This window comes from Helicobacter pylori (assembly GCF_001653475.1).
Taxonomy (GTDB): domain Bacteria; phylum Campylobacterota; class Campylobacteria; order Campylobacterales; family Helicobacteraceae; genus Helicobacter; species Helicobacter pylori_CM.
On the sequence record NZ_CP011487.1, the window covers coordinates 601,322 to 614,975 of the forward strand.

At 38.5% G+C, this 13,654-nt stretch carries 12 protein-coding genes; 1 reads left to right on the top strand and 11 read right to left on the bottom strand.

The features are described 5' to 3' along the window. Positions 1 to 105: 105 nt before the first annotated feature. The 5 genes from AA974_RS02975 to hopE form a co-directional block, all read right to left on the bottom strand. Positions 106 to 1,755 carry a hypothetical protein gene (locus AA974_RS02975; RefSeq protein WP_064433356.1) on the bottom strand — a complete coding sequence of 550 codons (1,650 nt, stop codon included), beginning with the start codon at positions 1,753 to 1,755 and terminating at the stop codon, positions 106 to 108. Positions 1,756 to 1,974: 219 nt separating this feature from the next. Next, on the bottom strand, positions 1,975 to 2,877 hold the full coding sequence (locus tag AA974_RS02980) for an SAM hydrolase/SAM-dependent halogenase family protein (RefSeq protein ID WP_064433357.1): 903 nt from the start codon (positions 2,875 to 2,877) through the stop codon (positions 1,975 to 1,977). A gap of 160 nt (positions 2,878 to 3,037) precedes the next feature. Beyond that, positions 3,038 to 3,382, bottom strand: a complete 345-nt coding sequence (locus tag AA974_RS02985; RefSeq protein ID WP_064433358.1) for a hypothetical protein — start codon at positions 3,380 to 3,382, stop codon at positions 3,038 to 3,040. Positions 3,383 to 3,402: 20 nt separating this feature from the next. After that, positions 3,403 to 4,329 carry a 16S rRNA (cytosine(1402)-N(4))-methyltransferase RsmH gene (rsmH, locus tag AA974_RS02990; RefSeq protein ID WP_064433359.1) on the bottom strand — a complete coding sequence of 309 codons (927 nt, stop codon included), beginning with the start codon at positions 4,327 to 4,329 and terminating at the stop codon, positions 3,403 to 3,405. Between the two features lie 180 nt (positions 4,330 to 4,509). Continuing rightward, positions 4,510 to 5,331, bottom strand: coding sequence for a Hop family outer membrane protein HopE (gene hopE / locus AA974_RS02995; protein WP_000395381.1), 822 nt, complete (start codon positions 5,329 to 5,331; stop codon positions 4,510 to 4,512). A gap of 164 nt (positions 5,332 to 5,495) precedes the next feature. Between hopE and uvrA the strand changes: the two genes are divergently transcribed. Next, the gene (gene uvrA, locus AA974_RS03000) at positions 5,496 to 8,321 is read left to right on the top strand and encodes an excinuclease ABC subunit UvrA (protein WP_196207233.1); all 2,826 of its coding nucleotides are present in this window, start codon (positions 5,496 to 5,498) and stop codon (positions 8,319 to 8,321) included. Positions 8,322 to 8,661: 340 nt separating this feature from the next. On the opposite strand, the gene AA974_RS03005 is transcribed toward uvrA, so the two are convergent. The 6 genes from AA974_RS03005 to gyrA form a co-directional block, all read right to left on the bottom strand. Next, positions 8,662 to 9,093: a hypothetical protein gene (locus AA974_RS03005; RefSeq protein WP_230380960.1), complete on the bottom strand. Its 432-nt coding sequence runs from the start codon at positions 9,091 to 9,093 to the stop codon at positions 8,662 to 8,664. Further along, positions 9,066 to 9,308 carry a hypothetical protein gene (locus tag AA974_RS08020; protein WP_230380961.1) on the bottom strand — a complete coding sequence of 81 codons (243 nt, stop codon included), beginning with the start codon at positions 9,306 to 9,308 and terminating at the stop codon, positions 9,066 to 9,068. The genes AA974_RS03005 and AA974_RS08020 overlap by 28 nt, the downstream gene beginning before the upstream one ends. A gap of 16 nt (positions 9,309 to 9,324) precedes the next feature. Further along, positions 9,325 to 9,477 (bottom strand): hypothetical protein, encoded by a 153-nt coding sequence (locus AA974_RS08025; protein ID WP_230380962.1) that lies wholly within the window; start codon positions 9,475 to 9,477, stop codon positions 9,325 to 9,327. Positions 9,478 to 9,550: 73 nt separating this feature from the next. Further along, entirely contained in the window at positions 9,551 to 10,696 is a 1,146-nt protein-coding gene (gene flgR, locus AA974_RS03015; protein WP_064433361.1) for a transcriptional activator FlgR, read from the bottom strand. Next, positions 10,693 to 11,166: a hypothetical protein gene (locus AA974_RS03020; protein WP_064433362.1), complete on the bottom strand. Its 474-nt coding sequence runs from the start codon at positions 11,164 to 11,166 to the stop codon at positions 10,693 to 10,695. The genes flgR and AA974_RS03020 overlap by 4 nt, the downstream gene beginning before the upstream one ends. Beyond that, complete coding sequence (gene gyrA / locus AA974_RS03025; RefSeq protein WP_064433363.1) at positions 11,166 to 13,652, bottom strand: DNA topoisomerase (ATP-hydrolyzing) subunit A; 2,487 nt, start codon at positions 13,650 to 13,652, stop codon at positions 11,166 to 11,168. Before gyrA ends, AA974_RS03020 begins: the two co-directional genes overlap by 1 nt. Positions 13,653 to 13,654: the final 2 nt, after the last annotated feature.

Here is a 13,654-nt window from a genome sequence, read left to right on the forward strand (position 1 = left end):
CTTAACGCACCACTATCAATACTAACTAAATCTTATTATACGAAAAAAAGACAAAAATAAGGCTTTTATTTAAAAAAAGATTATGTCTATCAATGGATTTCACGCTCAAAACACCCACCCGTAATTAAAAAACACTTTAAAATGGCTAGCCCCTTCATTAAAAACCAAAGAGTTCGTAGTAGTGCCATCGCTAGAAACGACGCTCGCTTTTCTTTGGATTAAAGGAATGCTAATCCCTACAGAATATTTAGAATGCTTATAGCGGTAATTAAACCCTGTCACTGCATCCAAATTTCCTGCTCCTTTGATTTTATTTAACACATAGTAGTTGTTATACAAGCCCCTTAACCCACCAAAGATGCCAAAAGATGATGAAAAGTTCCTTCTGGTTTGAATGCCTATAGAGTTATTTTTATTGGAGTAAGTGGTGATGAAATCCAACAACCCCCCATAAAGCGAACACACATTATAGGTAAGACCATCTGAGTCTTTTAATGCACCATCATTTTTTTTCTCTTGTTGGCCGTCACTACCAACTACTGGCACCCTTTGATAAGTCATGTTCCCGTTATGAGTATAGCCTTTGGTGTGGCTGAATTCATGCAAGATCGCTCTTAAATCCTCTAAATTGATCGTCTTAAGGTTGTTATTAAAGAGTTTTTGGGGGTTTAGAGCCGAAGCGACTACGGCTAATTGGCCGTAATTCTTGCCATCATCATTATTTGTGGGAGTAGTATTAGAACCCAGCCCATCAACCCCAGCATTTTTCAAAAGACTCACATCCAAATCCGTTTTGCCTCTGAAATTATTGACGATGCTTTGCTTGTTTAACACATATTTTTTATCAACATTAGATTTGACAAGCCCATTTTTTTGGGGATAGACGCAATTATCATTACTATCGCCCTTATTGGTGCATTCGCCACTTTCCTTGTTATCAGTGAATTCAAAAGGAGCGTTCAAAATCGCATCGCCCCAAGATTGGGAATCTAAGACAGCGACCATGTTTAATATTAAATTGGTGAATTCTTCGGCGGTTTTAGCGGTGAATTTTTCCGTCTTATCTTTGGCGCTTTCAAAATTATTTGTATCGCTGTATTTCATGACCAGATCGGTGTTGATTTTACTGAGCGCTTCAAACACCCTTTGCGTGTTAGGATCAGAATGGGGCGTGCTCAAGACTTCAAAAGTGGGGAAAGTGAAGCTAGGCTTAGTTCCACTAGCACTGCTAGTTGCTTTATTTTTCCTGCGTTCAGCTTCTTTTTCATAGAACTTCTTGTGCTCCTCCATAATATTATCAAAAATCTGTTTGGTTTCATTGAATTGCTGGTAAGATAAAACGATTTTAGATTGCTTAGGGAGTGTCTCTATCACGCCTAAATCGATCACATTGCCTTGAGCGTCTGTAAAACTGAGCTTAACATTGCTCAGATTATAAGGTAGGAAGTTTTCTATCGTTAAATGGCCACTCAAATCTAAATTCGCCCTAACAGGGCTTAAAGAGGAAAACGATAATTTGGATATATCCGCATCCTTAAACAGATTAGCCGCTCTTTGCAAAACGGAGTTTAGGGGTAAATAATTGTAATTGTTCGTGGTGGTTTTTGTGGCCGTTTGAGTCGTGGTGTAATTTTTTTCTTGGGTTTGTGCACCTTCTAAGAGACCGGTTTCAAACCCAGCTTCTATGAAAAAGCCATTTTTCTCATTCGCTTCTAAAGCGCTGAATAATAAAAGCGGGATGAATAGTTTTCTCATGGTTATCTCTTTTTAGTTTATGGTGTCTTTATTATACAATTTAAGGGGATTGTTTGTTTGTTTTTTGAAATTTAAAGCTTTTACAAGGGATTAAAATTTCGTATTGAAACAAAATTTTAAAAACAAGCGTTTGTTTTAGGGCTAATTTAACATTAATTAGGCTGTGTTAATAAAAGTTTGGTAGAATCTTCGAATCTCTCAATTTTTCTAAAAAGTGCTTTACTTAGTGCACTTCTTTATACCAATATTCCAATCAGCACCAGATTTAATCTGATGTTTTTGCGCGAAATTATCCATATTCAGCGCCACGGAAACATTCAACAAGCTGTTTAAATAGACCAACGGCTGGCCTTCTAAAACATCGCCAAAGCTTGCAACATACGGCATTTTCCCTTCGTATTTTTTCTTGGAACCTTTAGAAATAGTTACACACAATATATCGTTGCGTTTGATCCCTGCTTGATTGAGCAGTTTATCGCTGATATTGCTCCAAACATTGCCGTATTGAATATCAAGAATCGGGATATTACCCTTCATTTCCCCTTTTGTTGCTTTCGCTTTTTGGTAAGGAATTTCAACAACCTTTGTGGGAAGCTCTGGCCCGACCTGCTCGAATGTGATCGCCCCAGAAGCCAAGCGTGCTCCAGTGTAAGCATACACATCACGACCATGGAAAGTATAGGATTTTTCAGAACCTTTCAAGCGGTTAGTTTTTTCATCAATTTCACGCACGCTATCAATCCCAAAAGTTTGCGCCACCAAAGTCAGCGTGCCGTTATCCGGCGAGACGAAATACTGGCCGTTTTTAGTTTTCAATACCACCGATTTACGCTTAGTGCCTACGCCCGGATCAACTACGCTCACAAATACCGAACCTTGCGGCCAATAACTAGCGCTCTGATACAAGCGGTAAGCACCTTCCCAGATGTTATATGAGGGGATTTCGTGCGTTAAATCAAAGATTTTAAGATTAGAATCAACGCTGAAAGCGACGCCTTTCATCGCTGAGACGGCCCCATCTTTTAAGCCAAAATCTGTTTGTAAAATCAAAGCGTTATTTACATAAACAGACGATAACCCTACGCACACTGACAAAAACAACGCTAGAATCGTTTTTTTCATCTATATTATTTCCTGAATAATAAAAGCGGGATGAATAGTTTTCTCATGGTTATCTCTTTTTAGTTTATAGTGTCTTTATTATACAATTTAAGGGGATTGTTTGTTTGTTTTTTGAAATTTAAAGCTTTTACAAGGGATTAAAATTTCGTATTGAAACAAATTAAAACGCAATATCGCCAATATTTTCACTATTCTCTATATAATATTTAAAACGCTCTTTTTCTAATTCGTTTTTTAGGATTTGTTGTTCTTCTAAAAGCAAGCGTTTTTGATCTTCTAGGGTGTTGATTTTGCGGCTAATATAATAGATATTATTGCTCAAATAGATTTTAGGCACCAACAGAGCTAAAAACGCGCCCCCAAAAACCAATACCCCTATTAAAGCCATTAAAGAAAGGCCGTGCAAATTTTCATTTGCAGTTCCAGCAAATAATTCTTTCTTTTCGTCCTCTTCTATACGCACAAAGCGTTCTTTTTCATTTGAAGAATTGTTTTTTATACTCATGGCTTACTCATAGGACTTGTTCATGGTTTGAATTGAAAAACCCTCATTTTAGCGCTCCGTGAACGCCTGTTGTTTTTAATTTCTTCTGGGCTTGGAGTGATGGGCTTTTTGGTTAAAATTTCGCCTAAAGCGTGATTGTTAGAGCAAGCGCATTTGAAACTTAAAGGATTGCAAATGCAATTTTTAGCGTAATCTTTAAAAGCGTTTTTCACTAACGCATCTTCTAAAGAATGAAAAGAAATCACGCACAAAATCGCTCCCTTAAGGTTTCTAGCGCATTGTAAAAACTCTTTTAACTCTTCTAATTCGCTATTGACTTCTATGCGAACGGCTTGAAACACCAAAGTCGCTGGATGGATTTTTTTATTTTTAGAAAAAGAGCTTAAAAAATCGCTCAAATCCTTAGCGTCTTTAAAGGGTTTTTTAGCGCGCCTTTCTGCAATTTTATGGGCGATTTTTTTGTATTCTTTGATCTCGCCATAATCTCTAAAGATTTTTTCTAACGCCACTACAGAATAGGAGTTGATGACTTTTTGAGCGTTTAAACCGCTCTCTAAATCCATGCGCATATCCAGAGTGTGCGAGTGGAAATTAAACCCTCTGTTATCATCATCAAGCTGCAAAGAGCTCACCCCTAAATCCACTAAAACCCCCTTGATTCGCTCGCCATGAATCTCTAGGGTTTCTTTAAAGCGTTTGGCAAAACCTCCACTTAAGAGATGATAACGCCCTTCAAAGGCTTTCAATCGTTCTTTAGCGATTTCTTGAGCGAACTTATCTTTATCAATGCCAATGAGTTTTAGGTGCGGTTTTTGGGATAGAATCGCTTTAGAATGCCCTCCTAACCCTAAAGTGCAATCTATCAAAACCCCTTCTTCTAAAGGCATGAACGCTTGCAAAACTTCTTGCAACAAAACGCTTTGGTGCAAACTCTCTATTTCTTGCAAACAATCCCCTTAAAACCTCTAGATGAATTTTCCAAACGCTTGCTCAATGGTATTGGCTTTGTTGGTTACATTCAAAAGTTTCTTTATAATCAACCTTAGCTTTTTAAGATGCGAAAACCCAAACTAAAATCCTTTTTATAAAGACTAAAAAGGACTTAAAGATGCCCTTTTTTAAAGGGTTTAAAAAGTGTAGTTATACCCTAAATAAAGCGAATAATCCCGTTTCAAATGGTAATAAAGATTAGTAGCGTTAGGACCCGCACTCAAAAACTTGTTGATGAGTAGCGGCACTCTCACGCCAAACTCTACGCCATTATGCTTGTAGATATTGGCTCTCACCCCAAAATTCAACCATACCTGAAAAGCGACGGTCGAAGTGTTGGTGCTATAAGGAGCGTTAGGGTTACAATAAGTAGGGGTACAAACATCAGGACCTTTAGCTTCAATGATTTGCTCTTTCCAATAGTTTGCTGCGGAGCTTTTCCAAGTGTTACCGCCGATAGCGACCCCACCAAAAATACCAAAAGAAGCGTTGTCTTTATCAATAATATCAGCTAACAAATCGCTCCCCACACCCCAAGAGACCATATCCAACTGGATTTTATTAGGTGCATAAACTTGCTTACCCAAATCGGCATGCCCATAATCAAAAAGCCCATACACTCTAAAACCAAACCACTTACTTGTCATATCAAAAGACTTGAACTGGAAGAACTTCTTATAACCCACATTCAACCCAAAACCATTCAAAGCCCCATTAGCGTATTTGGAGTGCCAATTGATATTGGTGCCTCCTGGATTATGCTTATTAGCGGTAAGACCTGGGGGGCAACCTACAACACTCCCTGTGCAATCCCCTGTATTATAAATATTACTATTCAAACGGGCTTGTCCAAGCTGATAATTAGTTCCTATATAAACACCATCACCTTCGGCTAACAACGAAGAGCTTAAAACTGCGGATAGAAGCCCTAAAGCTACAAACTTTTTCATAAATTCCATTCCTTTACATTCCTATCTTTAAAATTTTCTCACAAAATAATAGCATGTTTATCCTTAATCAAGCAAATATTTTTAACTCTTATGAATAAGAAATGATAATAAAACCATTCTTTTTTGAAGTATAATAGCTCCTTTTAATCCACTTTCTTATTTTAAGGAAACTCTTGCAACATAAAACCATTATGGATAAGATCATTATTCAAGGGGCTAGGGAAAATAATCTCAAAAATATTTTTTTAGAAATCCCTAAAAACCAATTTGTTGTTTTTACCGGATTAAGCGGTTCGGGTAAATCCACTCTGGCGTTTGACACTTTATACGCTGAAGGTCAAAGGCGCTATTTAGAGAGTTTGTCCAGCTATGCGAGGCAATTTTTAGACAAAGTGGGTAAGCCTAATGTGGATAAAATTGAAGGCCTAACCCCTGCGATTGCCATTGATCAAAAAACCACTTCTAAAAACCCTAGATCCACTGTGGGGACGATCACTGAGATTTATGATTATTTAAGGTTGTTGTTTGCAAGGATTGGGGAGCAATTTTGCCCCACATGTTTAGAGTCCATTAGTTCTATGAGCGCGAGCGATATTATTTCTCAAATCTGTCATTTAGAAGAAAATTCTAAAATCATTATTCTAGCCCCCATTATTAAAGATAAAAAAGGTTCGTTTAACGATAAATTAGAGAGCTTGCGTTTAAAGGGGTATGTGAGAGCTTTTGTTGATGGGGTGATGGTGCGTTTAGATGAAGAAATCCATTTGCACAAAACCAAAAAACACACCATTGAAGCGGTGGTGGATAGAGTCGTTATCAATAACGAAAATTCTTCACGGATCGCTAGCGCAGTAGAAAAAGCCCTTAAAGAAAGCTATGGGGAATTAGAAGTGGAAATCTTGCAAGACAACGCGCCAAGCATCAGGAAGCATTACAGCGAGCATAAGGCATGCTTTAAATGCAAGATGAGTTTTGAAGAATTAGAGCCTTTGAGTTTTTCATTCAACTCGCCTAAAGGGGCGTGCGAGAGCTGTTTGGGTTTGGGGACAAAATTCAGCTTAGATATTAGTAAGATTTTAGATCCTAACACGCCTTTAAATCAAGGAGCGATTAAAGTGATTTTTGGGTATAACCGCAGTTATTACGCTCAAATGTTTGAAGGCTTTTGTGAACATAATGGCATTGATACTGCGCTTTGTTTTAACGAATTGGATAAAGAGCAACAGGACGCTCTTTTGTATGGGAACGGCACTGAAATCAGCTTTCATTTTAAAAATAACCCTTTAAAACGCCCTTGGAAAGGCATTATTCAAATCGCTTATGACATGTTTAAAGAGCAAAAGGATTTGAGCGATTACATGAGCGAAAAAACCTGTTCTTCGTGCGAGGGGCATCGTTTGAAAGCCTCAAGTTTGAGCGTCCAAGTCGCTGGCTTGAAAATGGCGGATTTTTTAACTAAGCCTATTGAAGAAGTCTATCACTTTTTTAATAATCCCACGCATTTTAGCTATCTTAACGAGCAAGAAAAAAAGATCGCTGAACCCATTTTAAAAGAGATTTTAGAAAGGGTGTTTTTTTTATACGATGTGGGGTTAGGGTATTTGACTTTAGGGAGGGATGTGCGAACGATTAGCGGAGGGGAGAGCCAAAGGATACGAATCGCTAGTCAAATCGGGAGCGGTTTGACAGGGGTTTTGTATGTTTTAGACGAGCCTAGCATTGGCTTGCATGAAAAGGATACGCTCAAACTCATCAACACCCTTAGGAATTTACAAAAAAAGGGGAACACGCTCATTGTTGTAGAGCATGATAAAGAGACGATTAAGCATGCGGATTTTGTTGTGGATATTGGGCCAAAGGCTGGAAGGCATGGGGGTGAAGTGGTTTTTAGCGGGAGCGTGGAAGAGTTATTGCAAAATAACCATTCTACCGCCTTGTATCTCAACGGCACTAAAAAGATTGAGCGTCCTAAATTGGAACTCCCTAAAGAAAAGCATTTTTTAGAAATTAAAAATGTCAATATCAATAACATTAAGAATTTGAGCGTTCAAATCCCTTTAAAACAATTGGTGTGCATTACAGGGGTGAGCGGGAGCGGTAAAAGCTCGCTGATTTTACAAACCCTTTTACCCACCGCTCAAACCCTTTTAAACCATGCTAAAAAAATTCAAAGCTTGAATGGGGTGGAGATTGTAGGGTTGGAGCATTTGGATAAAGTGATTTATTTAGATCAAGCCCCAATAGGCAAAACCCCACGAAGCAACCCTGCCACTTACACGGGAGTGATGGATGAAATCAGGATTTTATTTGCCGAGCAAAAAGAAGCTAAAGTTTTAGGCTATAGCGCGAGCCGTTTTAGCTTTAATGTTAAAGGAGGGCGGTGCGAGAAATGCCAAGGCGATGGGGATATTAAAATAGAAATGCATTTTTTGCCTGATGTGTTAGTCCAATGCGATAGCTGTAAGGGCACTAAATACAACCCCCAAACTTTAGAAATCAAGGTGAAAGGCAAATCCATTGCCGATGTGTTGAATATGAGCGTAGAAGAAGCTTATGAATTTTTTTCTAAATTCCCTAAAATCGCTGTGAAGTTAAAAACGCTCATGGATGTGGGCTTGGGCTATATCACTTTAGGGCAAAACGCTACGACTTTAAGTGGGGGGGAGGCTCAAAGGATCAAATTAGCTAAAGAATTGAGTAAAAAAGACACAGGCAAAACCCTCTATATTTTAGATGAGCCTACCACCGGTTTGCATTTTGAAGATGTGAATCACCTTTTACAAGTCTTGCATTCTTTGGTGGCGTTAGGCAATTCCATGCTAGTGATTGAGCATAATTTAGACATTATCAAAAACGCTGATTACATTATAGACATGGGGCCTGATGGGGGGGATAGGGGCGGAAAAGTCATTGCGAGCGGCACGCCTTTAGAGGTGGCACAAAATTGTGAAAAAACCCAAAGCTATACAGGAAAATTTTTAGCTTTGGAATTGAAATAGCTTGCATGGGATTTGTTTGTTAAAACAATGTAGGGTAAAATAACAGATAGCTAAATATTAGAGAGCAGAAGACACTATAGTATCATCAAAATTACAAGGCTAGTGGCAATAATAGCCACTTGATCATGCAAGAGTTAGCAAAGAAGCCATGCCTTCTATAGCGTCTCAAACCTTTGTAAAATAGTGTTAATCATAAATGATAAAAAATGATAAAAAGCATTTTTATAATCAATATTAAAGAGCTTGATTTTAATTGTGCAATAATTTTTGCAGTGCGGTCTTAGGGGTTAAAAAATGACTTTTAATTTAAAAAATAAGAAGATTAAGACCCAACAAGATTCTATTGATTATTATTTTCCACCCGCATTAGAATCGCCTGAATGGGATCTTTGCCGATGTGGTTGCCAAACAGAGATCCTCTCGACAACTCGTAAAACACCTTGCTTGTTATTTTAACGGCTACCCTCTTTGAGTCTTTAAGATATTTGGGGAATTGCCTTTTAACTTCTCTATCAATCATAATCCCCCACTTTTTATAGTGGAATTTGATCGCAAATCCCGTTCCTCGTATCCGCTCTACCTTGTAACTCCTAAACCCAACCTCCATATACTTCCTTATCAACCACTCAAGGTTGTAAGGCCCTCTATCCAAAAAACGCTTGATATTTGCAGAATTAACTTCATAATATATTGTAGGCTCGCCATTTTCAAGCAAATCAGCAAGAGTGGTGTTGTTATTATCAATCACATGGGGCACAAAAACCCTAAACACTCATCAATCCCTAATTCCTTAACGATAAACAATTTACAATTGATAAAATCACCATCCTTATCGTTAAGAACATCAATGATCTTATAAGAGCTACCATACCCATAATAGATCGAGTTAGGTTTCTGTGGTTCTTTATTAGCCTTTAATTCATTAAATTCATCAAAAATATCCGACATGAAACCATCATCATTTGCTAAAGCGGTTTTGCTATTCAATCTGACAATCTTTTCCTCACTCAATTGTAACTTCGTTAGTCTCTTTACCCGCTCCAACACCAATCACTCTATAGCCAAATCTATCCGCTCTTTCACTCAATTTGTTACACAACAAACCATGCAACTCCTTGCTTTTTAATTTCTTAACAATAAAATCATTCGCTAACATAAAAACTTCTCGTTAATTGAATCCTCATCTTTAAATCCCTTTAAGCAAAAATCTCAAATAGAAGTTTTGCAAACTACCTTTCCAAAAACAAATCTTTTTCTTGGATTTCTGCTCCTTCGCTTAAAATCGCCACTCTTTCCACGACTCCTAAAAGCTCTCGCACATTTCCATGCCAAGAGTATTCTAAAAGGCGTTTCGCGGCGTTTTTTGAAAAAGATTTTGGCCCCAAATGATACGCATCGCACACTTCTTTAAGCTTGATTTCAGCAATGGGTAAAATCTCTTCTACTCTCTCTCTTAAAGGCGCAATCGTTATAGGCACAATCTGTAAGCGGAAGAATAAATCCTCTCTGAATTCTTTCGCAGCGATTTTTTCTTTCATGTTAGCGTTGGTAGCGGAAATGAAACGAACATCAATTTTAACGCTCTTATTATCCCCAAGGCGCATGATTTCTTTTTCTTGAACCACTCTTAAAAGTTTGCTTTGCAATTGAATAGGCATTTCAGCGATTTCATCTAAAAAGATCGTGCCTTTATTAGCACTTTCAAAAAGCCCCATTTTAGGAGCTGTGGCGTCCGTGAACGCCCCTTTTTGATACCCAAAAAGCTCGCTTTCTAATAAATGATCTGGGATAGCGGACATGTTGATCGCTATAAAAGGGTGTTTGGAGCGTTGCGAATGCTGGTGGATGAAATGAGCAAAAACCTCCTTACCCACCCCGCTTTCGCCTAACAGCATGACATTAGCGTCCGTGCTTGCGACTTTTAAGGCTTGCCGTTTGGTTTCTTCTAAAGCTTTTGAAGTGGCTAAAAAGCTGTGTTTGTGTGGTTTCTTTAAAGGTTTTTCTAAAGGGTGTTTTTTTTGGAATTCTAAAACTTTTTTGGTGCGATAGATGGACTCTAAAAGCAATTCTGGTTTAAAAGGTTTTTGGAAAAAGTCTTTCACGCCTAAACGAATGGAATCAATGGCTTTATTTAAGGTCGCATTACCGGTAATCACAATGGATTCATATTTGCCTTCTAAAAGGCGTAAAAATTCCAAGCCGTCCATATGGGGCATGTTAATATCTGTAATGACTAAATCAAAGCTTTCATCAAGTTTCGCTAAAGCGTCTTTAGGGTTTTTAAAACTCACAATCTCCAAATCGTCTTGAAGCTCAAAAAAAAGCTCCAGGCTTTTACGCATGTTAATATCATCTTCTACAATGGCGATTTTCATTCTTCTTCCTTTCTAAAAATATCTAAAAATAACGCATCTCCCACTAAACTCGCTCTAACGCTTAAGGCTTTGAGGTTAAGAATGCTTGTGGTAGTGGTGCCGTTTTTATAGCTATGATCATAATGCGTGATAGCGACTTGGCTTTTTAAAATGCAGTCTATGACTCGCTCTTTTTCTTTTTTTAACGCTATTTCTAAAAGGAAGCGTTCTAGCTTTATTGGGAGCAAGGAGTCTTTCAAAGTAGGTGAGTTGCGAGTGATGATGGAGCAATGATAGTCTAAAACGTAGGGGGCTGTTTTAATGCGGCTAACGATAGGTTTAGAGACAGAATACTCTTCGCCCATCACTCTAGAATCAACGATTTTCAAGCGGTACGAAATTAAAAATTCTTGATCTTCTAGGGGGCTGAGAGCATGCAAAGAAACCCCTAAAAAATAAAATAAAAAATAAAAGAATGAAAAAAAACGCATCACTCAAACAATTGTGTAGGAGGGTTTTCTGAATTTTCTGGCTCTTCTTCTTTAGGGCAAGAATTGATATACACGACTTTATCAGCGGTATCTATGAGTTTTACCCCACTGGTTTTTCTTCCGGTGGTTTCTCTAATATCTTTAATAGAAACTCTGATCATTTTCGCGCTTGCAGTAAGAATCATCAAATCCAGGTTTTCATCATCCACGCTGATAACATTCACCAGATTGCCGGTTTTTTGAGTGAGCTTCATGCCAATGATCCCCTTACCTCCACGAGATTGCTCTCTATACGCTTCGGCTAAAGTTTGCTTGCCAAGCCCGTTTTCACTCACGCTCAAAAGCTTGTTGTTATCATCGCTAATAACGACTGCGCCGACAACAAAATCATTTTCATTCAGTCTAATACCCCTAACCCCACGAGCCGTTCTTCCCATTTCGCGCACATCTTCTAAAGGGAATTTAATGAAAATACCCAAATAAGATGCGATAAGTAAATGCTTGGAGTTTTTATCCACAATCTTTGCACTTACTAATTCATCGCCTTCATCTAAAACAATCGCTTTGATACCGCTATAACTCCTATTGCTGCCAAATTCGCTCAAATTAGTGCGCTTCACCACGCCATTTTTTGTGAAGAAAGCTAAAGAGCGTTCATTACTAAAGTCTTTGGTGCTTAGAGTCGCCATGATCTTTTCATCAGGAGCGAGCGAGATTAAATTCACAACGGCTTTACCCATAGCAATCCGGCTCGCTTCTGGGATTCTATAGACTTTCAGATGATACAATTGCCCCTTATTGGTGATAAAGAGCAAAATATCATGCGTGTTAGCCACAAAAAAGTTTTCAATGAAATCGTCTTCATAAGTGCTGCCTGAAAGCTTGCCCTTACCGCCGCGATTTTGCCTTTCATAAACTTTTAAATCCACTCTTTTCACATAGCCTTTATAGCTCATGCTCACCACCATAGGCTCATTAGCGATCAAATCTTCTATGTCAATATTTTCATAAGATTCTTGAATTTCAGTGCGCCTTTGAGAAGAAAATTGCTCTTTGACTTCTAAAAGCTCTGTTTTGACGACTTCATTCAAGCGATCTTCGCTCTTTAAAATGCCATTGAGATCATCAATAAGCTCCAGCAAGTTTTGGTATTCTTCTTTGATCTTATCTCTTTCAAGGCCTGTTAAGCGTTGCAAACGCATTTCTAAAATGGCTTTGCTCTGGATTTCGCTCAAAGTAAAACGCTCCATTAAGGCGTTTTTAGCCGCTTCTGGGCTTTGGCTTGTTTTAATGAGTTGCACGATTTCATCAATATTGTCTAATGCGATCAAATAGCTCTCTAAAATATGCGCTCTAGCCTTAGCTTTTTCTAATTCAAAAATAGTGCGTCTTATAACAATGGTTTTTCTGTGGTTTAAAAAAAGGCGCAACAACTCTAAAAGCGTGAAAATCTTAGGCTCTTTATTGTAAATGGCGAGTAAAATGATGCTAAAAGTGGTCTCCATGGTGGTGAGTTTGTAGAGGTGGTTTAAGACAATTTCACTCATCGCGTCTCTTTTTAATTCAACCACCACTCTAATGCCCTCTCTATCGCTCTCATCGCGCACTTCGCTAATGCCTTCAATTTGTTTTTCTTGCGCTAAATCGCTGATTTGTTCCACTAATTTGGCTTTATTGGTTTGAAAAGGCATTTCATCTAAAACGATGATTTCTTTATTTTTTGTCTTTTCCACATGCACTTTGGCCCGCACTTTCACGCGCCCTCGCCCCGTTTTATAGGCTTCAATAATACCCGCCTTGCCATAAATGATCCCGCCAGTGGGAAAATCAGGCCCCTTGACAAATTCTAAAATTTCATTTAAATCAACGTTAGGGTTTTCTAAGACATGCACTAAAGCGTCTATGATTTCATCAATCCTGTGAGGGGGGATAGAAGTCGCCATCCCTACAGCGATCCCATTAGCCCCATTGACTAAAAGGTTAGGCAGACGGCTTGGTAAAATATCTGGCTCTTTTAAGGTGTCATCATAATTAGGCACAAAATCAATGGTGTCTTTATCAATATCCCTTAAAATTTCTTCACTCGCCTTGGTCATTCTGGCTTCAGTGTAACGCATCGCTGCAGCGTTATCGCCATCAATAGAGCCAAAGTTGCCTTGCCCATCCACTAATCCCAAACGCATAGAAAAATCTTGCGCCATTCTCACTAGTGCATCATAAACCGCATTATCGCCATGGGGGTGGTATTTACCAATCACATCACCCACGATCCTAGCGCTTTTTTTATAAGCGACTTTGGAAGTAAGACCTAATTCATGCATCGCATACAAAATACGCCTATGCACAGGCTTTAAGCCATCTCTAGCGTCCGGTAAAGCGCGCCCTATGATCACGCTCATTGAATAAGCTAAATAGCTCTCTTCAATAGAAGAATCAATCCCCACTTCTACAATATTTTTTGTTTCATTGATTAAATTATCTTGCATGT